The following is a 20,690-nucleotide window of genomic DNA, read 5'->3' on the forward strand; positions in this document are numbered from 1 at the left end:
GCATGGGCAGCTACGCAGTGTTTCTTCGCGGCATCAACGTGGGCGGCATCAACATCAAGATGGCCGAGCTGCGGGAAGCCCTCAAGGCCGCAGGCTTTGCCGATGCCCGCACACTGCTTGCCAGCGGAAATGTTGTCCTCACCAGCGCCCTCGACGCGGACTCCGTCAAACGCGGCTGCGAAAAATGCCTCCGGGAAGCGTTCGGCTACGACGCCTGGGTGGTGGTGCTCGACTCAGCCCGGCTGGCAGAACTGGTGGCGGCCTGCCCCTACCCGGAGGACGACAAAACCACCCACAGCTACATCACGCTCTCCTCGGACCCCGCGGTCCTGGATGAACTCGACGCGGCAGGGGCGGCGCTGGAGGGAAGCGAGCAGGAGCGGCTCGGTCCGGAGGCCCTCGCCTGGCTGGCACCGGCCGGCGGAACGTTGGACAGCCCCTTCAGCAAGATTTCCGCGAAGGCCAGGTTCAAGGCCGCGACCACAACGCGCAACCTGCGCACCCTGATCAAAGTAAGGGACGCTGCCGCTGAACTCGCGGCGGCCGGGGGTTAGGTCCACGCCCGGGTCGGCCGGCTCTATCCGGCCGCCGCCGTCTTGAGCGCGGCGTTGAAGGCGGCCTGCCGGCTGACCTCCACCTCTACGGGTTCCACCACGAGTTCCTCCGCAACAGCGGCCACTGCGGCATTCAACCGCCTCCGCGCCCTCGCCGCCCGTGCACTGGCCGCGGCGGCAGCAATAAAGCGGCCCGTAATGGCCAGGAAAATGCCCAGTGCCACCCCCAAGGCGATCATCAGCGTAGGAACCGGCCACCCCTCCACCCTGGGCACCTCCGGCACGGGCATCTGGAAATAGCCCAGTGCCGCCAGGACACCAAGCCAGCCCAAACCGCCCAGCACCGTCAGCAAGGCCAGCCACTGCGCCACGTTGAAGACTCCCCACCACCAGGACCGTCGGTTGGCGGCAAGGTCCGTTCCGGCGATGGCCTGGTCCAGGGCATCAGGCAACCGCTCCCTTCCTTCGCGGGCCGCCCCGCGGATGGCCGCGCGCCACGGGCCCGGGGCACCGGCACTTGCGGCATCGGCGAACTCGCGTACCGCGGCGTCCGTGCGGGCCCGTTCCGGCGCCCCCGCCGGCGGGAGCGATGTGCGGTTCAGCTCCGAGGGCGCCGCGCTGCGGAGGTTGAGCCGGCGCAATGGGTCGGCCCGGAAGCGGGACAGCCACCGCGTCACCGGCCAGCCGGTGCGCTTGACTGACTCCAGCCGGTAGGACTGCGCCACTGCCCGGACCACCACCGGAACGTTCGCCGCCACTGCCAGTTCATCAGCGAGGCGGGCCTTCGTTCCAGGCCGGACGCCGGCCGCAGTCCCCTCTCCGGAGACGGCACCCAGGTCCGCTGATGCTTTAGTGATATCTGCGGCAAGCCGCTGCGACTGGGCTTTGCGCTTGACCGCCACCCCGCGGATGGCCGCCCGGACCTGCTCCACCCCGGCCCCCGTCAGTGCCGAGGCCGCAAGCACCTGGACCTTGGCGAGTCCGTCGCGGGCGAGGATCCCGCGCAATGATTCCAGGACGGGCTGCACATCCCGCTCCGGCAGCCGGTCCACCTGGTTGAGGACCACCAGGGTCACGGCACCGTGGGAGGCCAGGCGGGACAGGAAGTCATTGTGCACTGCAGCGTCGGCGTACTTCTGTGGATCAAGGACCCACACCAGCACGTCCACCAGCCCCACCATCCGCTGCACCACTTCGCGGTTGGACGCCTTGGTGGAGTCAAAGTCCGGCAGGTCCAGCAGGATCAGGCCGGTGTCTTCGCCGGCAAACCCTTCCACGGCTGCGGCGTGATGGCGGCTGCGGACCTCCAGCCAGTCCAGCAGCGGTTCGCTGCCCTCTGCTCCCCACACCCCTGCCAAAGGTTCGGAGGTTGTGGGACGGCGCGCTGCCGCCGTCGCAATTTCAGCCCCGCTGACCGCGTTGAAGAGCGATGACTTGCCGCTTCCGGTTGCTCCAAAGAACCCCACTACCGTGTGATCCGCGGAGAGCGAGCGCCGTGAACTGGCGCGCTCCAGGACAGTGTAGACGTCCTGCAGGGTCTCGTCGGGGAGTACCCCTTCGCCGAGCTCGCGGGCGTCGTTGAGGGCGGACAGCCTGCGGTCAAGCCTGGAAGCATCCCGGGTGTCGCTGTGGCGGCTCATGCGCTTTCCGCCAGCCGGACCAGTGCGTCCGCGTGGGCAGCGAGTGCCTCGGGTGCGCGGTCATCGCGCTCCGGCAGCCGGGAGAGGAACTTTCGCCGCTCATCCTGCAGCAGCCGCTTGCATCGGGCGTGCAGGTCCTCCCGCGCTTTTTCCGCCATCCGCCGCACGGCGTCCTCGCCGAAGACCGCCTCCAGCAGCCGCTGGCCCACGACGGCGGTACCTCCCGCCACGCCCACCTCCAGTCCGGTCAGTCCCGCCGTCATGGAGAACACCACGATCATCAGCGCGGCGCCCAGTCCGTTGATGCCGAAGGACAACCAGCGCGCCTGGGTCCGCTTCCCTTGACCCTCCGTGCGGATCAGCTCCATCAAGTCTTCCTGCCACGCCCGGATTTCAGCGGCGGCCCTGTCCTCAAACCCCGGGGTTGTCCCGGAGAGGTCGTCCGTCCCAAGCAACTGGCGCCCGGCGGGGTCGGTACGCCAGCGCTGGTCCGTGTCCTCTGCGGCGTTGGCGGCCTCGTCAACAATGACTGCCTGCAGGCCTGTTTCGATGGCCGCTTCCACCCTCACGGCCGGGGCCGGTTCACCGCGGAAGAAAGCCCCCACCCGGTCGCGGAACCGGCCCACGTTCTGTTCCAGGGTGCGGAAGAACTCCCCTGTGCCAACGAAGTCCTGCCAGCGGGCCAGCACTTCTCCCCTCAGAAGCGCCCCGTCCCTCGTGGCGTCAAGGATGCGCTCTGCGGCGTCCTCATAGGCGGCCACGGCGGCGTCTTCCAGGTTGTCGGCGGCGTGCTGCTGCTCGCGTGCGGCCTGGGCCACGGCGGTGACATGGCCTGCCAGCGCCCTGACGGTGCCGTTGAGCGTGCGGCGGGCGATGTCGGACCGGCCCGCGGCATCTGCTGCCAATTCCCCGAGCCAGGTCCGCAGTGGCAGGACGGCCCCGGCGGGGAGCATGCCCAGCGGATCGAGGCTGGTTTCCGGTATGACGAACAACTGTGCCGCGCCCAGGCCTTCGCGGTCCAGGAGGCTTCGCAGGTCCTCACTGACCTCTTCTTCCGCCCCCGGCGGCACCCGGTCCAGGACCACCGCCACCATGATGTCCCGCGAGGCGGCGTTCAGCAGGAGTTTCCAGGGAACCGCATCGGCATAGCGGTTGGCGGTGGTAACGAACACCCACAGGTCGGCGGCGGCCAGGAGTTGTGCGGCCAGCCTGCGGTTGTCGTCCGAAATGGAATCGACATCAGGGGCGTCCAGCACAGCGATCCCGGCGGGCACGGCCGGATCAGCCACCAGGACAAGCGACGACATTGCGGCTGCGTCGGGTGCCGCCCCTGCCCGGCTTGCCGGTACGGGGCCGCCGGTGACGGACCCCCGGATCCTGCTCAGGCTGGGCAGTACGCGCTGGCCCTCGAACCAGGCGGCCTCTGACGGGTGGTGCAGGAGGATGGGCTGGCGGGTGGTTGGGCGGATGGCGCCCGACCGCGTCACCGGGTGGCCCACTATTCCGTTCACGAGCGTTGACTTGCCCGCCCCCGTGGAGCCGCCGACGACGGCAAGCAGCGGCGCGTCCAGGCTGCGGTACCGGGGAAGGATGTAGTCGTCCAGCTGGGCCACGGCGCTGGCGGCCTCGCGGCGCGCCTGCTCAGCATCAGGCAGGGCAAGCGGCAGTTCCGCGGCTGCCAGATCATCGCGCACCTCTTCGAGCAGCGTTACGGCCGCCAGGGCCGCGGCACTGCCGGAAGGTTTGCGCTGCGGATCCTGCAGGGCGTCTTGCTCGTTCCGGGAGGTCACAGCAACATCATGCCAGTTCCTCAACCCTTCGCTGAGTGACCCGCGCAGGCTGCCAGCGCTGGGCAGGCTGCTCCACGTATCGACAGGAGAGCCATGCCAAGGGAGCAACCAGCATGAGGGAGGCGCCCGCAAAAACCAACGGCGGGGCGATGGCATGAACGCCAAGTGAAGCCAGGAACTGCTGGGCGGGCCAACCGTAGATATAGACACCGTACGAGATGTCGAAGCGGGAGCCGACCCTGGACAATGGCAGATACAGCGATACTGAAACGAGGAAAAAGCTAAGCGGAAGGTGCGCCAGCGAGGAGGCAAAGCCCATCGAGCTTGTCAGGATAACCAGTCCGCCTGCGACGAGAAGCGTTGTCCGGTTTGCCGGAATCGAGTCCTGGAACAGGTAGACCAGCGATCCTGCGAGGAACGACAGTACGGGGATTAACGGCCAGTCGTACGGGGTGGGTGCCGCGACCCACCCGGCGTCAACGGTCACTGCCGCCGCCGACGCGAGAACGAATAGGGCCGCCATGGCGAGGCGAGTGAAGTGCGTCCGAAAAAGCCAGAACACCAGACCGATAAGGACGTAGCACACTATCTCCCAGAACAGCGTCCACAACGGACCGTTCCACAGGCGGGGGTCCGGGAGGCCTTCAAGTGACCCCGGAATGCCCCCGACGGCGATACTCGGAGTACCAGCAGAGAGGTTGGTCACAAAGTAGATCGCTGCGTCGGAAAGCGAATAGTGCCTACCGGTCAATAGAGCGGTCACTGGGGCGATCAGAAAGGCTACAGCAGCCGCACAAACGGCAAGTCCGGGAAAGATCCGGAGAAACCTGGCACGGAAGTACCTGCCTACTGAACTGGCCTTTGCTCTGCTGCGGGTTATCAGAAAACCCGAGATTCCGAAGAAGCCCAGGACCGCCCAACTGCCAAGCTTCACATCACCGGGATCGGGTTCAGGCCCGTAACCACCCAACCACCAGGTATGCGAGAGGATGACAGTTGCGGCCAGTAGTAGCCGGATAGCATTCAGTGAATTTTTACGCTCGGCAAACTGAGTTCCCAGCACAGATCTCCCCCATCTTGGCGACTGGGTTCAGGGTATGGACGGTTCCGCAGCGTTCGAACGGAATCAGCGAAGTTTTAACGAAAGAAATGGTCCCGGGCGTTTGCCCGGGACCATTTCGGTGGTGACCCCAGCGGGATTCGAACCCGCGTTACCGCCGTGAGAGGGCGGCGTACTAGGCCGCTATACGATGGGGCCGTGTACATTTCCGTACTGGTGATCAGCATTTCCGCTAATCAAGCTCAGTGATTGTTTCACACACTTCGCTTCTGTTTCAAATCGGCGAACCGGCTGAAACCGCCTGCCTTGAGCTTGAAATTACTGCTCAAACCAGAGCTGGGATACCAGGACTCGAACCTAGAATGACGGTACCAGAAACCGTAGTGTTGCCAATTACACCATATCCCAATGATACTTTCGGGCCGGTTTTCAGGGGTTTTACCCTGCTCCGTGCGCCTCAGCACGAGAAATTACTTTACCTGAGACTTTCGGCTCGCACAAATCGGCCCGGCCGGTCCCCTGGTGCCGCGCCCCGGCACCAGCCCGGCCTTCGTCCTCTGGGCGTCACCGGCGGCAGGGTCCAAAGCCCCGGTGCGCCGAAGGTCTTCGGACTCTGGCCGGCTGGTGCCGGCGCGGGCGATGCTGGCCAGGTCGGCCTGGATGGTGAATCGATTGACAGGAGGACGGCGTGGTGGCTTGGAGAGCCTGGACTTTAACCGGCTTGTTCGGGGCGGCCGGGGTTGCCTGCTTTAGGGTGTGGCGTCCCTGGCAACTGACATGGGGCGCCAGCCCTGATGAGGTGGCGCGGGCATTGCCGGGTGATGACCTGGTGCGTGCTCCGACGTTCAACGCCACCCGTGCCATCACCGTCGGGGCGCCGCCCGAACGGATCTGGCCCTGGCTCGTCCAGGTGGGAGTACGACGGGCCGGCTGGTACAGCTATGACCTGCTGGACAACCTGGGGCATCCCAGCGCCCGGCGGATCCGCCCCGAATGGCAGGACCTGGAACCGGGCGACGTCCTGGCGATGAGCCCGGACGGCAAACACGGAATCAACGTCTATTCACTGGACTACCCGCGCTCCATGGTCTGGGGCACACCCGGTGACACCACATGGGTTTGGCAGCTGGACCCCCAACCGGACGGAACCACCAGGCTCCTCACCCGGATCCGGGCCCGGATCCGGTGGTCGCCGACGTCCATTGCGTTCTCGGCGCTGCTGGAGGTGGCCGACTTCTGGATGATCCGTAAAATGCTGGCCGGTCTGCGTGAGCGGGCAGAGCAGAACGTGACGTCCGGGGAGTGGCAGGATACATGGCAACCTGCCAACGCCTCTTCCTAGGTGAGCAGCTCTGCCAGCGAGGACACGGAGTTGCCTTCAAACTCCGCCACGGGCTCCCCCACCCTGTTGAGCCAGACGCCAATCAGCCCGGCCGCCGTCGAGCCCTCTGCGTCCAGGAGCCGGTTGTCGCCCACATACAGCGTGTCGGCCGGCGCCGTGTCCAGGAGCCGCACCCCTTCAAGGTAGATGGCGGGATTCGGCTTCGCCACGCCCAGCGTGTCCGTTCCCACCAGCCGCCGGACGCGTTCCAGTCCGGCCCCGTCCAGCTTGGCGCGCTGGTAGTCATGCACGTTGTTGCTGACCGCCCCGTAAGGGATTCCTGCCCGGTCCAGGAGATCCAGCAGCGGCAGGACATCCGGGAAGGGCTTCACGTAGGCGGGCTGTTTTTCAATGTAGGCCGACAGCCACTGGTGGGACTGCTCGCCGTCGCCCAGCTCGACGCCGAAGTGCCCCAGCGCGGCACGGCCCCGCAGCAGGCGCTGTTCGTTGAAGGTGAGCTCACCGGCAAGGTAACGGTCGTAGTAATGCGTGGTTTCGTGCGTGAAGATGCGGCCGAACCTCTCCCACCCCGCCTGGTCCAGCCCGGGCAGGAGGTGTTCACTGACTTCCCGCAGGGCGGTTGTCATCGAGAACTCAAGGTCCACCAGGGTGTCGTCGATGTCGAACAGGATGCCCCGCACAGCCCCGAAGGGCGTGTCCAGGAAACCGGCAGGGGCCGTGCTGGGAGCTGTCATCAGCCGCGGAAGGCCCGGAGCCTGCGGAGCGAGGATTCACGGCCCAGGATCACCATGGACTCGAACAGGGGCGGCGAGATCCGGCGTCCGGAAACAGCCGTGCGCACCGGTCCGAATGCGAGGCGTGGTTTGAGGCCAAGCTCTTCAACGAGGGCCTGCTTGAGGGCAGCCTGGATTTCTTCGGCCGTCCACTCGTGCACGCCGTCCAGGGCGGCAATTGCCGCATCGAGGACCTCCCCGAGGTTCTCGGGAAGTCCCTTCCGGGCGTCGTCCGCCACATCGATCGCGGCGTCGTCCTTGAACAGGAATCCGAGCATGTCCGGGGCCTCGCCCAGGAGCGTGATGCGCTCCTGGATCAGGGGTGCGGCTTCAGCCAGGATTTCTTCCTGCCGCGCCGTGAGTTGCTCGCCGACGTAGCCTGCGGTGCGCAGGTACGGGACCAGCCGCTCCCGGAAGTCCTCCGGGGCAAGCATCCGGATGTGGGTGCCGTTGATGGCCTCGGCCTTCTTGATGTCAAAGCGTGCAGGGTTGGCCAAGACGTCGTGGACGTCGAAGTTTTCGATCAGCTGGTCCACCGTAAAAATGTCCTCGTCGGCGGACAGGCTCCAGCCCAGCAGGGACAGGTAGTTCAGGAGGCCCTCGGGAATGAAGCCGCGGTCGCGGAGCAGGAACAGGTTGGACTGCGGATCGCGCTTGGACAGCTTCTTGTTGCCTTCGCCCATCACGTACGGCAGGTGGCCGAACTCGGGCATGTAGCTGGCTACGCCGAGTTCCATCAGTGCGCGGATGAGGACAACCTGGCGGGGCGTGGAGGAGAGCAGGTCCTCGCCGCGCAGCACGTGGGTAATGCCCATGAGGGCGTCGTCGACGGGGTTCACCAGGGTGTACAGCGGTGAACCGTCCGCGCGCACGATGACGTAGTCCGGGATGCTGCCGGCCTTGAAGGTGATCTCGCCGCGGACCAGGTCGGTGAAGGTGACGTCCTCATCGGGCATCCGAACCCGGAGCACCGGCTTGCGGCCTTCGGACTTGAAGGCGGCCACCTGTTCTTCGGTCAGCTCGCGGTCGAAGTTGTCGTAGCCAAGCTTCGGGTCGCGGCCAGCGGCGCGGTGGCGCGCCTCGACTTCCTCGGGGGACGAGTAGCACTCGTAGGCGTAGCCCGCTTCGATCAGCTTCGCCACCACATCCTTGTAGAGGTCCAGCCGCTGCGACTGCCGGTACGGCTCGTGGGGCCCGCCCACCTCCACGCCCTCTTCCCACGTGATGCCGAGCCACTTCAACGCCTCCAGCAGCTGCTGGTAGCTCTCCTCCGAGTCGCGTGCAGCGTCCGTGTCCTCGATGCGGAACACAAAGGTGCCCTTGGTGTGCTTGGCATGGGCCCAGTTGAACAATGCCGTGCGGATCAGGCCCACGTGCGGTGTGCCGGTGGGCGAAGGGCAGAACCGGACGCGCACGGGAGTGTCGGCAGAAACGGAGGGCAGGGAGGCAGCAGTCGACGCAGAAGCAGTAGTCATAGTGGCTTCAACTTTACCGTCTGCCGCCAGGGGTGAAGGCGGCGTTGGGGTCAGCGCCGAACGATGGGGTTGGACAGGCGTCCGATGCCCTCGATCTCCACCTCGAAGCGGTCCCCCGCGGTGACGAGTCCCACGCCGGCCGGAGTCCCGGTCATGATCACGTCGCCCGGAAGGAGGGTGAATGCCTGGGACACAATGGACACCAGTTCGCGGACTCCCCTGATCATTTGGCTGGTGCTGCCGTCCTGCCGCAGTTCCCCGTTCAGCCGGCCCTGGATCTGCAGGTCCTCGGTGTCGAGTTCGGTCTCGATCCACGGGCCCAGCGGCGCCGAGGTGTCAAAGCCCTTGGCCCGGGTCCACTGCAGGTCGGTCTTCTGGACGTCGCGGGCCGTGAGGTCATTGCCGCACGTGTAGCCGAAGATGACGTCATCCACGCGGTCCTCGGGGACGTCCTTGCAGATCCTGCCGATCACCACGCACAGTTCCGCCTCGAAGGAGACTTCCTCGGAGAATTCCGGCAGCACCACAGGATCGTTGGGGCCCACAACGGCGGTATTGGGCTTCAGGAACAGGAGGGGCTGGGCGGGCACTTCGTTGCCGAGTTCATGCGCGTGCTCCACGAAGTTTCGTCCCACCCCGATCACCTTGCTGCGTGGAATGATGGGGGCCAGCAGCCGGACGTCCTCCAGCTTGTGGCGGACGGATGTGCGCTCCACCCCGTTGAAGAAGGGGTCTCCGTGGATGACAGTGATTTCCTCACTGCCCGTGTCACCTTCGACGACGCCGTAGAGGGGATCAGAATCAACGACAAACCTGGCAATACGCATGGCTCCTACCCTACCGTCCCGACAGGCTGCGGCTGCCAGCGCCTACTGCTGCGGCGGCACGCCGCGCAGGTAGTGGAGCTGCGCTGCGACGGACGTTTCAGCGGCCCGCCGCACGGAGGGCCCGACGTCGGAATAGACGACGGCGGCAACGTCACCTGCGGACGCGTCCCGGCCCAGCCTGTCCACAGCAGCGCGGATCTGTTCCAGCCGCTCGAGGCGGTGGCTGCGGTAGGCGCGCGCAATTTCCTCCAGCGACGGCAGCACCGGACCGTGGGCCGGCAGGACAGTGGCAGGCCCCAGCGCTTCAAGCCGGTCCAGCGAGGCAAGGTAACTTCCCAGGGTTCCGTCAGGATAGTCGAGCATGGTGGTGCCGCGGCCCAGGATGGTGTCCCCGGTCAGGACTGCGCCGAGGAAACCGTCGCCAGGGAGGTGGAAGCACAGGGAATCGGACGTATGGCCGGGCGTGGCCAGCACCCGGATTTCCACGCCGGCGGCGGAAAGTACTTCGCCGTCCTCGAGGGGAGTGCCGCCGCCGTGGCAGTGGACGGCCCCGGCCGCGCGCACCGGGGCGCCGGTCAGCGCGTGGAGGCGGGCGGAACCGGCTGTATGGTCCGCGTGGCGGTGGGTGATGAGGATGAGCTCCACGGGGCCGGCAGCGGCGAGTGCCTGGAGGTGCGGCTCGTCCAGGGGGCCGGGATCAACCACAACGGCACCGGGGTTTCCGGGGGCACGCAGGACGTAGGAGTTGGTCCCTTCCAGGCTCATGGGCCCTGGATTGGGCGCGAGGATAAACCCGGTCAGGGCGGAGCTGCGCTGCAGGCGGCCGGGGGCGGGGGCTGGAGTCACCATCCCATCTTTGCATCCACCCGTGGTGCACTGGTGTTTCCCGGCAGAGGAATAGAACAGCCACGGCGCCGGGTTGAGCACCAGTGAAGACCACCCCATCACCCAGGAAGCCGGAACCAGACACCATGAGCACCACAACAACGCTTGCCGATCTGCTCGCCGAGGCTGACGCCGCCGGCCACGACCATGCCCTGACGGAGAAGAACAGCGGGCTCCAGCACATCCACAACCACGCGACGGGTGGCATCGTCTGGTTTCCCACCTGGAAGAAATTCCGTGAGACCACGGACTGGCGCGAGGAAGTGGATGCTTTCGCGGAGGATCTCACGTCTGGTTCACAGCTGGTGGAAGAAGTCGCGGCAAGTTCCGTCGCCGCCGAGTTGGAGTCCCTCCTGAAACGCGCGGCAGCCGCGGGTGATGCGGGTATCTTCGTCGAGAAAAACCTGACCCGGCACCTGACCCGGACCTGGGCCCTCGCCGACGCCGTCGCCGAGGTAACCGGGAAGGCGCTGCCCACCGGCAGCACTGTGCCGTCCATATTTGCCGACTACCCGTACGACGTCTACGCCCAGGACGGCGGCGCCTTTGCGACGGCGCTGTGGAACGACATGATCGATGCCCGCCGCAACCAGGCCATCGCCGAAGAGGCTGCGCGCAAGGCGCTGAAGCCGGTGTCCCGCAAGGCCCTCAAGAACGCCGCCCGGAAGGCCGCCCGGCGCTGAGTGCCGCCGTCGGGCGTTTCAGGAGCACTGCGCCCCAGCGGTCCCAAGCGTGTTCGCGAAACCGAACCTTCACGGTGGGGTTTCGCGAACACGCCTAGGATGCCTGCCGCGCTGAAACCGGTTAGGCCAGGCGGGTCAGCCAGCCGTGGGTGTCCGGGACGGTTCCGGTCTGGATGCCGAGCAGTTGCTCGCGGATTGCCATGGTGGTCTCCCCCGCCTTGGCGTCCTCGGAGCCAATGAACTCGGTGGCGTCCTTGAGGACTCCGATGGGGGTGATGACGGCGGCTGTACCGCACGCGAAGACCTCGGCAATCTCGCCGGAAGCAACGCCGTCGCGCCACTCATCAAGGGTGATCTTGCGCTCGGTAACCTGGCGGCCCATGTCCTTGGCCACCTGGATGACGGACATCCTGGTGATGCCTTCCAGGATGGTGCCGGTCAGCGCGGGAGTGACCAGCGAGCCGTCCTTCATCACGAAGAAGACGTTCATGCCGCCCAGTTCCTCGACCGCATTGTCGTTGAAGTGGTCAAGGAAGAGCACCTGCTTGCAGCCGTGGGCTTCGGCTTCCTGCTGGGCGATCAGCGAAGCGGCGTAGTTGCCGCCGCACTTGGCGTCGCCGGTCCCGCCACGGCCGGCGCGGGCGTACTCACGCGAGATCCAGATGGAGACAGGCTTCAGCTCGCCGCCGAAGTAGTTGCCAACAGGCGAGGCGATGACCCGGAAGGAAACCTCGCGCGCAGCCCGGACACCAAGGAAGGCCTCGGTGGCGATCATGAACGGCCGAAGGTAAAGCGCTTCGCCGTCACCGCTGGGCACCCATTCCTTGTCCGCAGCCACCAGCTCACGGATGGCGCCGAGGAAATACTCGGCCGGGAGTTCGGGAAGGGCGAGCCTGCGGGCGGACTTGTTCAGCCGCGCCGCGTTTGCTTCCGGGCGGAAGGACCAGATGGAACCGTCGGCATGGCGGTACGCTTTGAGACCCTCGAAAATCTCCTGCCCGTAGTGCAGCACCGCGGCGGACGGGTCCAGGACGATCGGGCCGTACGCTTCAACCCGGGCATTGTGCCAGCCGCCGTTGCCGTGCTCGTCCACGCTGTAGTCGACAACTGCCGTGTGGTCGGTGAAGTGCTTGCCGAATCCCGGGTTGGCCAGGATGGCTGCACGCTCTTCAGCAGACTTCGGGTTGGCCGAGAGCTGCTGGCTGAATTCGACGCCAGAGGCGGTCTGAGTCATGGTTCCTCCACGATCGGCCGCCCCCGGTTCAGCGCTGAACAGCAAGGGCGGCATTTGGTGATTCGAGACAAGCTTACGCCCGAAGCCGGAGGCCCTGGCGCGGGGTCAGAGACCGGCAGCGATGGCGTCGCCGATGGCACTGGTGGTGCGTGCACCGCCGTCGCGCTTTTCGACGTCGGCAACCACTGCCGCTTCGATCCTGCTGGCCGCTGCGCCGTAGCCCAAGTGGTCCAGCAGGAGGGCAGCCGACAGGATGGCAGCCGTGGGGTCGGCCCTGCCCTGGCCGGCAATGTCCGGGGCGGAGCCGTGCACCGGCTCGAACATGGACGGAGCGGTGCGGTCCATGTTGATGTTGCCCGAGGCTGCGAGGCCGATGCCGCCGGTGACGGCCGCCGCGAGGTCGGTGATGATGTCCCCGAACAGGTTGTCCGTGACGATCACGTCAAAGCGGGAGGGGTCGGTGACCATGAAGATGGTGGCGGCGTCCACGTGCAGGTAGTCGTGGGTGACTTCCGGGAACTCCTGGGCGACGGCCTCGACCGTGCGCTTCCACAGGTGCCCGGCGAAGACCAGGACGTTGTGCTTGTGGACCAGGGTTACATGCTTGCGCTCCCTCGCGCTGGCGCGGCGGAAGGCATCCCGGACAACCCGCTCCACGCCGTGGGCCGTGTTCAGGGAAACTTCGGTGGCAACCTCGTGTGGAGTGCCGGCGCGCAGGGTGCCGCCGTTGCCCACATAGGGTCCTTCGGTGCCCTCGCGGACCACGATGAAGTCGATGGTGCCGGGGTTGGCCAGCGGGCTTCCCACGGTTCCGTAGAGCCGGGAAGGCCGAAGGTTGACGTAGTGGTCCAGGCTGAAGCGGAGCTTGAGCAGCAGCTCGCGTTCAATGATGCCGGAGGGGATGCGGGTATCGCCCGGGGCGGCGCCTACCGCGCCGAAGAGGATGGCGTCCCTGGTCCGGAGGTCCGCCAGGACCTCGTCCGGCAGGGTCTCCCCGGTGGCCAGCCAGTGCTCGGCACCAAGCTGGTAGTGGGTCTGCTTGAGCTCAACGCCCTCCGCTGCCACGGCCTTCTCGAGGACCTTAAGGGCCTCGGCAATCACCTCGGGGCCAATGCCGTCGCCGGGAATTACTGCAAGATCAATGGAGGATGCGCTCATGGATTCAGGTTAGCCAAGACATCCATATGCTGGTCAAGCCGTCTCAATATTCGAGAAGGAGGGCGTGCCCGCCGCCGGAGCCGGCTGCTGCCGGTCAGCCAGCGACAGGGGTAGCGGTTACTACCACGTTGGTTCCCCAGAGGTCGTCGGTGTAGCACGAAATGAGCACCAGCCTGTTGGGTGCAACCTCCCAGATAGGACTGTCCTTGAGTCCCGATTTTACGTACGTGGTGACCGAGTCCACCCGGTATTCCAGCTCACCCGCGGACGTAACAACCGTGAGGCTGTCCCCCGCTGCCGCCTTGGAACTGAGCCGGTTGAAGGGCGCCTCAAGATCCTGCCAGCTGTGGCCCACGACGTACGTTGTGTTGGTGGAGCCCGAGCCCGGCATTCCGTACGGGGTCAGCCAGTATCCGTCCATGGTGGGCGGCGGGATGATCGTCTGTGAGGCAACGTCCGAACTGCTCGGATCGAGCGGATACACAGGAACGTCGATATCCGCAGCGGGATAGATCAGCCGCTGCGGAGGAGCAACCGGTGGCCCGGCCATTTCCGAAGGCACTTCCGAGGGGATATCCGGACCAGGGGTAACCGGGGCGGTGCCGGTCGCCGCGTGCGTTGGAAGTTGCGATGCCACCGCTGGTGCGCCGCCGTGCGGTGTCCTGCCCCCGGCGTCAACCAGGACAGGGAGAAGGGCTACGGCAACGAAGCCCACGATGCCTGCCACGGCCAGCAGGAGAGTCGTTTTGAAAATGGCACGCCGGCGATGGTGGCCTGTTGTACTGGATTTTGCTTCCGCTCCGGGTACTTCCTCCGGGTGATGTCCTGCCATGGATCGTCCTCATGCTTCGGCTTAGCTTGGGGAAAACGGCCGGGTGGAGACGCAAAGCGCCGTGCAACAGCTGCACGGCGCTTTGCGTTCCTTTACCTGGATGCCGCCGGGGCGGCGGTCACCGGACGCTATCCGTGGTGCTGGCCGCGGACCACAACCCTGGCCATGGCCTTCCGGACAGCAAGGGCAACGCCGGCAGCCAGCACAGCAGCCAGGCCGCCAAGCCAGGGAGCTGTGCCCACACCGGACGAAGCCGACACAGCGGTCTGCACGTTGAAGCCCTCGTTTGGCTCGGCCACTGCACCCGCTCCGCCTCCGGCAACAGCTCCGCGCGGATTCGTCCCCGGCACGGCACCCGCAGGCGGAACTACGGTACCGGGAACGGTGGGCGGAGTTGTCGGCGGCGTGGTGGTCGGCGGCGTGGTGGTGACCTTCACGGGCTTGCAGTCGTTCTCGAAGATTGCCTGGCCTGCCGCGGTCCAGTTCTGGCCGGCAGGAATCACCTTTCCGCTGTTCGGCGGGATGATGTCCTCTTCATGCTGGTGGTGGGCGCCACCGTGGCCGTTCAGCCCCTGCAGCGCGATGGTAATGACCTGGTAGGGGTTCTTTTCCGATCCCGTGGCATGGCAGATGGTGATCTTCTTGTCGTTGTCCTTCGGCGGTTCAGCGGGATTTCCGCCCGGCATGGCGCAACCCGCGTTCCACACATCCACCTTGTCCAGGTTCTGGCCGCGCGGCAGGACCTTCCCGTTGTTGGCCGGGATGATGTCCTCTTCGTGCTGGTGGTGGGCACCCGCGTGGCCGTTCAACGCATTGAGGTCAATGGTGATTGCCTGGTAGGGGTGGGTTTCAGACCCCGTGGCGTGGCAGATGGTGATCTTCTCACCGCCTCCCGATTCACCTGTGGCGAATGCCGAGGCTGTTGCACCCATGAGTGCGAGGCTTGTGACCCCCAGGGTGGCAAGGATCCGTTTCATTTCCGTCTCCGTCCATAGTCTGCTTCAGACTGTCCAGACGCGAGAGAGAACACACCGCCCCAACCTGACGGTTCAACCCGGCGTAACGGGTCGAAAGGCAAACAGACAGCATCGGGGCGACGGTTCTCCCAGATGCGAACTGTCAGTTTGCTAACACGTTCAGGCTATGGATTTTCCTGCCGGGAATCCCCAGTAGGACGTACTTATTTTCGGAATGCGGAACTACTTGGCCTCTGCCGGCTCTTCGTACTTCGGGAACACCGGGGACGGAGCCGGCAGTGGCGTCCCTGCCACGATGGGGGTGCCAATGGCGGCGAACTGCCGGGCCTCCCCTTCCGGCTGGCCGAGCGTCTGCAGCAGCGCCGCCGTTGCCTTGGGCATGACCGGCTGCGCCAGGATGGCCACGATCCGCAGCACCTCCAGCGTCACGTACAGCACCGTGTTCATGCGTCCGACGTCGGTCTTCCGCAGCACCCAGGGTGCCTGCTCCGCGAAGTAGGCGTTGGTGTCGCCGAGGACTCCCCAGATCGTTTCAAGGGCGCGGCTGAATTCCTGCTTGTCAAAGGCTGCCCGGGCCGCCTCAAGGAGGGCGCCGGCCTGCTCCAGGATGGCGTTGTCCCCAGCCGTGAACGCACCCGGAACGGGGACCTTTCCCTCGCAGTTCTTGGCGACCATGGACAGCGAACGCTGGGCCAGGTTGCCGAAGTTGTTGGCCAGGTCCGCGTTCATCCGGCCCACGATGGCATCGTGGTTGTAGCTGCCGTCCGCGCCGAACGGCACCTCGCGGAGGAAGAAGAACCGCACCTGGTCCACGCCGTACTGCTCCACGAAATCGGACGGGGCCACCACGTTGCCCAGGGACTTGGACATTTTCACGCCGTTATTGTGCAGGAAGCCGTGGATCATGACGCGCTTGGGCAACTCCAGGCCCGCGCTCATCAGGAAGGCCGGCCAGTAGATGGCGTGGAAGCGGGAGATGTCCTTGCCGATGATGTGCACATCGGCGGGCCAGTACTTCCGGAACTTCTCCGAATCGACGTCGGGGTAGCCCACACCCGTGAGGTAGTTGGTCAGGGCATCCACCCAGACGTACATGACGTGCTTGTCGTTGCCCGGAACCGGGACGCCCCAGTCGAACGTCGTGCGGCTGATGGACAGGTCCTCCAGGCCGCGCTTCACGAAGCTGATGACTTCGTTGAAGCGGTACTGCGGGGCGCCGAACTCAGGGTGCGCATCGTAAAGCGCAAGGAGCTTGTCCTGGTAGGCGGACAGCCGGAAGAAGTAGCTCTCCTCCGCCGTCCAGGTCACCTCGGTGTCCGTCTCCTTGGAGTAGCGCACGCCGTCGTCCTTGACCACAGTGTCGTCCTCGACATAGAACGCCTCGTCCCGGACGGAGTACCAGCCCTCGTACTTGGACAGGTAGATGTCCCCGTTGGCTTCCATCTTCTTCCAGATGGCCTGCGAGGCAGCGTAGTGGTCCTCGTCCGTCGTCCGGATGAAACGGTCGTAGGAAATCCCCAGTGCGGAATGCGCCGCCTTGAAGGCCTCGACGTTCCGGTCCACCAGCTCCTTGGGAGTCAGGCCTTCCTTCTCAGCGGTCTGGGCGATCTTCATCCCGTGCTCGTCCGTGCCGGTCAGGAACATCACGTCATAGCCATCCAGCCGCTTGAAGCGTGCCATTGCATCGGTGGCGATGTACTCGTAGGCGTGGCCGATGTGCGGCACGCCGTTGGGGTAGGTGATGGCCGTGGTGATGTAGAACGGCGTTTTCTCTGAAGCAGTCACGTGGAGGACGTTACCTTCGGTGCGGAGGGGCGGGCTAGATGAGTTCAGTCAGGGTATCGCTGAGCCGGACCAGTTCGTGGTCATGCGAGGCCACCAGGACGGCGATCCCGTCCGACGTGGTGTCCTTCAGGATGCTGATGATGCGGTTGGCCGAAGCACGGTCGAGGCTGGCAGTGGGCTCATCCACCACCAGGACGCGGGTGCCCAGGATCAGTGCCCGGGCGATGGCCACGCGCTGGCGTTCGCCGCCGGACAGCTGGGCAGGACGGTGCCGCATGCGGCGGCCCAGGCCCACGAGGTCCAGCAGGTCCTTGGCCATGTCGCGTCGCTGGTCCACTTCGCCGTCCGGGACCGCCGGCAGGAGCACGTTCTCGAGCGCGCTCATCCCGTCAATCAGTGCACCGCCCTGGTCAACATAACCGATCAGGGCACGACGGCGGTCCGCGATTTCGTCATCGCCCATGCTTTCCAGGGAATCGCCTTCCCAGAAGACGCGGCCCGACGTCGGCAGCGTCAGTCCCGCGCCGACGGTGAGGATGCTGGTCTTGCCGGAACCGCTGCGGCCGGCAACGCAGTGCATCTCCCCCGCGTGCAGGGTGAGGTCGAAGTTTTCCACCACGCTGACGGCTTCCGCACCGCCCTTACCCCCGCCGTAGCGGATGGTGATGTCACTCAGTTCCAGCGGGGTCGCGTGGTCGGCGGCCTTGACGATGGTGTTGGCACGGGTCTGCAGGGGGACCTCGGCGGAGCCGGACCGGCGGCTCCGCTGGACATTCGTCGGGTTTGTCATTGGACCACTTTCGTTGCAATCGGTATCCAGCAAAGTACAGCCACAAGGCCCGCCACGCCCGCCCACAGCGCGGCGTACGGGGCCAGCAGCAGGCCTATCCCCAGGGCGCCCAGCACGCCCAGCGGCAAGGCCAAGGTTCCCACCAGGGCGTTCTCGAACAGCCGGACCTGGCGCAGCATGTCCGGGTTCCAGCCCATTGCCTCGAGGATGCCGAGGTACTGGCGCTTGGCGTTGAGTTCAAACCGGCCGGTGACCAGGGTGAGCACCAGCCCCACAGCCACGCCCGAAAGAGCGAGGAGGATGCTGGGCAGCGCGACGCTGGCAGCGGCCAGGCCGCTGAGGGCACTGGCGCCGGCAGCGCGGGGAATGTCGATGAGCAGGGAGATGAGGCCGCCCACTGCAGCGCCGAATACGCCGACGGCTACGGCGAGGGAGATCGTGTTGAATTTGTTGGTGCTCAGCTGGCGGTTGGCGAAAGTCAGCGGCGAGTCCACCGGGATGAGCCGCTCGTCATGCTGCGGCTCCTGGTCCACGACGTGGCCGTGGCGCAGCTGCTGCGCGGCGAAGAACGCCGCAGCGGCGTAGAGCACCAGGACGGACACGGACACGAGGGCCGTGGCCAGGCTCCAGCTGACAAGGCTCAGCACGGTCCCGGCGATTGCCAGCAGGACGGCTCCCACACCGAACTCCTCAAGCACCCACCGGCGGACCCGGCGCTGGTTCCAGCCCATGGCCCGGAGTGTGCCGGCTTCGCTCCGCCGCTTACGGATGTAGCTGACGGTGGATGCGCCCGTCAGGAGGGCTGCACCGCAGAGCGTCAGGAAGAGCAGGGTGATGTTGGTGCCGGACAGCGATCCGGTGACGGCTTCGGCGGCGTTCTGCCGCACCCAGGACTGCTGGACGGTGCCCAGGGCGGATTCCTTGCCGGCGCCGTCCTTGGAGTAGCCGGGAACGAAGATGCTGGCATCCTCGCGTGCGGAACCTGCCACGACGGTGGCTTCCAGGCCCATTGCGCGGATTTCGCCGGCCAGCTTCTCGACGTCGGGCTGCGCCTGCTTCCAGCTGCCCGGCGCCTTCGCGCGGACCCGGACGGCGTCGATCACACTGGCGTTGTCCTTGTACCCGCGGGCGGCGGCCAGCCCGTAGTAGTCGGTGATGGCGCCGGCGGACTGGCTGGCCAGGCCGGTGGCGCTCAGGGACGGTTCCAGCTGCGTGGCGGGGACATCGTTGCCGGCAGCGTCCTTGACCAGCGTGAAGGGGGTGGGATCGTAGCCGCCGAGAGGCAGCTTGTTGACGTCGCCGGCGGCAGCAGCAACGGCCGAGGGGTCGAACGTGCCGTAGACCATCGCCAGCGGGGCAGCTGACTGCGCACCTGTTTCGAGGTTCTCGCGATAGGAACGTTCATCCACCGGTTGGCGCTGGGTCTGGTCAACAGGGGCGCCGTTGGCGCTCTTCTCAGGCAGCCGGTTGACGGTGACCCATTCGCCGGGAACTGCTGTCTTGTCCACAGCCCCGTTTGCAGCCGTTTCACCGTCCGTGTACTTGGGGGCGGCGGCAAAGTCGGTGCTCCAGGTGGCCGGGGTGTAAAGGCCCTGGTTGAAGTTGCCGGCGCTCCCCAGCAGGGAGGAGTGGTCCGTGGAGCCGGGCCAGGAGAGGACAAAGGGGTCCTTGGAGACAAACGGCAGGTAATCCTTGTCCAGGGACCGGGAAACTGTACCGACGTCCTTAACTACCTTGCCGGCGTCGTCAATCTCTTCGATCTTGACGTTGTACTTGAGGTCCAGGGAGGTGCCGGAGCGCACGATCAGCGGAATGGCCTGGGAATCGGCGGTCAGCTGCCCGGTCCGCTTGGCCTGCTGGTACTGGGTCATCAGCGGCGCCCAGTACTTGAGCTTGACGCCGAGGAAATCCGGGCCTTCCTTCAGCTGGTCCATGCTGACACCGTTGGTGAAGAGGCCTTCGAAGTACCGTCCGATGGCCCCCGCGTCGCGGGCGTCAGCAGGCGGCGCCTTTTCCAGCGGGGCCAGGAAGTCACCGGCGGAGCCCAGCAGGGCGCGCTCGGCTGCCGGATCAACGGCAACCACGGACTCCGTCACCTCGGGCGCGAGGGGCAGGGATACGGACAGGTTAAAGAGGTTGTGCTCGGACCCTCCGGCCGGGGCGGGGAACTTGATGCCGGTTTCATCACCGGGGGCAGCAATCCGGATGCTGCTGCCTCCGGCGGCCTTCTCTTCAACGAGCTTGGCCTTGCCCAGGGTGCCTTCGGCAGTCGACTTGAACAGCGTCTGCTCGGAGACGCCGTCGGAGCTGACGGCGCTGGCGGTCAGGCGGTACTTCTTGCTTTTGTCGCTCAGCACGGATTCGGCCGCGGGCCACTGGGCGGGGGCAGTTGCGCCGGCCGCCTGGTCGGTGGTTGCGGTGCCGGCCAACCCGGCGTTGTAGCCCAGGTAGTCCATGGCGTCCAGGCGGGGCGACTCCAGGTTCTGGGTCACCCGGGACACAAGGCTGATCGGGGCCGCTACGGAGGTTCCGGTGAGCTTCCTGATGGCGTCCAGCTGCTCGAAGCTGATGCCTCCGGTCCCGTTGGCGATCTCCGGCTGCATCAGCGCACCGGAGGGCGCCTTGGCCTGGACCAGGACATCGTAAAGGCCCCGCGAATTTTCATCCACGGTCCTGTTGAGTGCAGCCTGTGACTGGCTTTGGACGAGGACCGACAAGCACATGGCTGCGATCAAGATGGCCGCGGTCAACAGCAGCACCCTGCTTCTGATGAACCTCTGGACGGCGTTCATGGAACTCCCTGAAACCTGGAATGCGTGCGCACATTCGAGTCCGCCCCGGGGCGGACATGGACGATTACGGACGGATGTGCAAAAAGGTAATTG

General features: G+C 65.9%; 17 protein-coding genes and 2 tRNA genes. 3 read left to right on the plus strand and 16 right to left on the minus strand.

The annotated features are described in order from the left end of the window. Nucleotides 1–2: 2 nt before the first annotated feature. Nucleotides 3–554 (plus strand): DUF1697 domain-containing protein, encoded by a 552-nt coding sequence (locus KTR40_RS11245; RefSeq protein ID WP_228403772.1) that lies wholly within the window; start codon nt 3–5, stop codon nt 552–554. Between the two features lie 23 nt (nt 555–577). Here the strand turns inward: KTR40_RS11245 and KTR40_RS11250 are convergent, their stop codons facing one another. The 5 genes from KTR40_RS11250 to KTR40_RS11270 form a co-directional block, all read right to left on the minus strand. Next, on the minus strand, nt 578–2,194 hold the full coding sequence (locus KTR40_RS11250) for a GTPase (protein WP_228403773.1): 1,617 nt from the start codon (nt 2,192–2,194) through the stop codon (nt 578–580). Beyond that, entirely contained in the window at nt 2,191–3,957 is a 1,767-nt protein-coding gene (locus KTR40_RS11255) for a dynamin family protein (protein WP_228406113.1), read from the minus strand. The genes KTR40_RS11250 and KTR40_RS11255 overlap by 4 nt, the downstream gene beginning before the upstream one ends. 34 nt (nt 3,958–3,991) lie before the next feature. Continuing rightward, nucleotides 3,992–5,047: an acyltransferase gene (locus KTR40_RS11260; RefSeq protein ID WP_228403774.1), complete on the minus strand. Its 1,056-nt coding sequence runs from the start codon at nt 5,045–5,047 to the stop codon at nt 3,992–3,994. 119 nt (nt 5,048–5,166) lie between these two features. Then, nucleotides 5,167–5,242 (minus strand) — tRNA-Glu (locus KTR40_RS11265). A 138-nt stretch (nt 5,243–5,380) separates the two neighbouring features. Further along, nucleotides 5,381–5,452: transfer RNA gene (locus KTR40_RS11270), tRNA-Gln, on the minus strand. 391 nt (nt 5,453–5,843) lie between these two features. On the opposite strand from KTR40_RS11270, the gene KTR40_RS11275 reads away from it, so the two are divergent. Continuing rightward, nucleotides 5,844–6,386 (plus strand): hypothetical protein, encoded by a 543-nt coding sequence (locus tag KTR40_RS11275; RefSeq protein WP_228403775.1) that lies wholly within the window; start codon nt 5,844–5,846, stop codon nt 6,384–6,386. Here the strand turns inward: KTR40_RS11275 and KTR40_RS11280 are convergent. The 4 genes from KTR40_RS11280 to KTR40_RS11295 are packed head-to-tail and all read right to left on the minus strand — an operon-like array spanning nt 6,383 to nt 10,310. After that, on the minus strand, nt 6,383–7,120 hold the full coding sequence (locus KTR40_RS11280; RefSeq protein ID WP_139029563.1) for an HAD family hydrolase: 738 nt from the start codon (nt 7,118–7,120) through the stop codon (nt 6,383–6,385). The genes KTR40_RS11275 and KTR40_RS11280 overlap by 4 nt on opposite strands. Continuing rightward, nucleotides 7,120–8,634 (minus strand): glutamate--tRNA ligase, encoded by a 1,515-nt coding sequence (gene gltX / locus KTR40_RS11285; RefSeq protein WP_139029564.1) that lies wholly within the window; start codon nt 8,632–8,634, stop codon nt 7,120–7,122. The genes KTR40_RS11280 and gltX overlap by 1 nt, the downstream gene beginning before the upstream one ends. Before the next feature lie 50 nt (nt 8,635–8,684). Then, the gene (locus KTR40_RS11290) at nt 8,685–9,461 is read right to left on the minus strand and encodes a fumarylacetoacetate hydrolase family protein (RefSeq protein ID WP_139029565.1); all 777 of its coding nucleotides are present in this window, start codon (nt 9,459–9,461) and stop codon (nt 8,685–8,687) included. 42 nt (nt 9,462–9,503) lie between these two features. Continuing rightward, on the minus strand, nt 9,504–10,310 hold the full coding sequence (locus tag KTR40_RS11295; RefSeq protein ID WP_370633125.1) for an MBL fold metallo-hydrolase: 807 nt from the start codon (nt 10,308–10,310) through the stop codon (nt 9,504–9,506). 122 nt (nt 10,311–10,432) lie between these two features. On the opposite strand from KTR40_RS11295, the gene KTR40_RS11300 reads away from it, so the two are divergent. After that, nucleotides 10,433–11,029, plus strand: coding sequence for a hypothetical protein (locus tag KTR40_RS11300; RefSeq protein ID WP_228403777.1), 597 nt, complete (start codon nt 10,433–10,435; stop codon nt 11,027–11,029). A 121-nt stretch (nt 11,030–11,150) separates the two neighbouring features. Here KTR40_RS11300 and KTR40_RS11305 read toward each other — a convergent pair whose 3' ends face one another. From KTR40_RS11305 to KTR40_RS11335, 7 genes are all read right to left on the minus strand, one after another. Continuing rightward, nucleotides 11,151–12,263, minus strand: coding sequence for a branched-chain amino acid aminotransferase (locus KTR40_RS11305; RefSeq protein ID WP_228403778.1), 1,113 nt, complete (start codon nt 12,261–12,263; stop codon nt 11,151–11,153). A gap of 105 nt (nt 12,264–12,368) precedes the next feature. Beyond that, nucleotides 12,369–13,421 carry a 3-isopropylmalate dehydrogenase gene (locus KTR40_RS11310; protein ID WP_228403780.1) on the minus strand — a complete coding sequence of 351 codons (1,053 nt, stop codon included), beginning with the start codon at nt 13,419–13,421 and terminating at the stop codon, nt 12,369–12,371. 94 nt (nt 13,422–13,515) lie between these two features. Then, on the minus strand, nt 13,516–14,253 hold the full coding sequence (locus tag KTR40_RS11315) for a class F sortase (RefSeq protein ID WP_228403781.1): 738 nt from the start codon (nt 14,251–14,253) through the stop codon (nt 13,516–13,518). Between the two features lie 128 nt (nt 14,254–14,381). After that, complete coding sequence (locus KTR40_RS11320) at nt 14,382–15,230, minus strand: hypothetical protein (RefSeq protein WP_228403783.1); 849 nt, start codon at nt 15,228–15,230, stop codon at nt 14,382–14,384. Nucleotides 15,231–15,452: 222 nt separating this feature from the next. Beyond that, the gene (gene metG / locus KTR40_RS11325; protein ID WP_228403785.1) at nt 15,453–17,015 is read right to left on the minus strand and encodes a methionine--tRNA ligase; all 1,563 of its coding nucleotides are present in this window, start codon (nt 17,013–17,015) and stop codon (nt 15,453–15,455) included. Nucleotides 17,016–17,049: 34 nt separating this feature from the next. Then, nucleotides 17,050–17,805, minus strand: coding sequence for an ABC transporter ATP-binding protein (locus tag KTR40_RS11330; RefSeq protein ID WP_139029572.1), 756 nt, complete (start codon nt 17,803–17,805; stop codon nt 17,050–17,052). Beyond that, nucleotides 17,802–20,597, minus strand: a complete 2,796-nt coding sequence (locus KTR40_RS11335) for an ABC transporter permease (RefSeq protein WP_228403787.1) — start codon at nt 20,595–20,597, stop codon at nt 17,802–17,804. Before KTR40_RS11335 ends, KTR40_RS11330 begins: the two co-directional genes overlap by 4 nt. Nucleotides 20,598–20,690: the final 93 nt, after the last annotated feature.

Origin of the sequence: Pseudarthrobacter sp. L1SW, from assembly GCF_020809045.1 — a bacterium.
In the GTDB taxonomy this organism is placed as follows: domain Bacteria; phylum Actinomycetota; class Actinomycetes; order Actinomycetales; family Micrococcaceae; genus Arthrobacter.

What these genes read in the sequence shown, in the direction of transcription:
- KTR40_RS11300 (WP_228403777.1), top strand. Translation starts at nt 10,433, where the DNA reads ATGAGCACCACAACAACGCTTGCCGATCTGCTCGCCGAGGCTGACGCC.
- KTR40_RS11280 (WP_139029563.1), bottom strand. Translation starts at nt 7,120, where the DNA reads ATGACAGCTCCCAGCACGGCCCCTGCCGGTTTCCTGGACACGCCCTTC.
- KTR40_RS11310 (WP_228403780.1), bottom strand. Translation starts at nt 13,421, where the DNA reads ATGAGCGCATCCTCCATTGATCTTGCAGTAATTCCCGGCGACGGCATT.
- KTR40_RS11305 (WP_228403778.1), bottom strand. Translation starts at nt 12,263, where the DNA reads ATGACTCAGACCGCCTCTGGCGTCGAATTCAGCCAGCAGCTCTCGGCC.
- KTR40_RS11315 (WP_228403781.1), bottom strand. Translation starts at nt 14,253, where the DNA reads ATGGCAGGACATCACCCGGAGGAAGTACCCGGAGCGGAAGCAAAATCC.
- KTR40_RS11330 (WP_139029572.1), bottom strand. Translation starts at nt 17,805, where the DNA reads ATGACAAACCCGACGAATGTCCAGCGGAGCCGCCGGTCCGGCTCCGCC.
- KTR40_RS11320 (WP_228403783.1), bottom strand. Translation starts at nt 15,230, where the DNA reads ATGAAACGGATCCTTGCCACCCTGGGGGTCACAAGCCTCGCACTCATG.
- KTR40_RS11245 (WP_228403772.1), top strand. Translation starts at nt 3, where the DNA reads ATGGGCAGCTACGCAGTGTTTCTTCGCGGCATCAACGTGGGCGGCATC.
- KTR40_RS11295 (WP_370633125.1), bottom strand. Translation starts at nt 10,310, where the DNA reads ATGGTGACTCCAGCCCCCGCCCCCGGCCGCCTGCAGCGCAGCTCCGCC.
- KTR40_RS11290 (WP_139029565.1), bottom strand. Translation starts at nt 9,461, where the DNA reads ATGCGTATTGCCAGGTTTGTCGTTGATTCTGATCCCCTCTACGGCGTC.
- gltX (WP_139029564.1), bottom strand. Translation starts at nt 8,634, where the DNA reads ATGACTACTGCTTCTGCGTCGACTGCTGCCTCCCTGCCCTCCGTTTCT.
- KTR40_RS11335 (WP_228403787.1), bottom strand. Translation starts at nt 20,597, where the DNA reads ATGAACGCCGTCCAGAGGTTCATCAGAAGCAGGGTGCTGCTGTTGACC.
- KTR40_RS11250 (WP_228403773.1), bottom strand. Translation starts at nt 2,194, where the DNA reads ATGAGCCGCCACAGCGACACCCGGGATGCTTCCAGGCTTGACCGCAGG.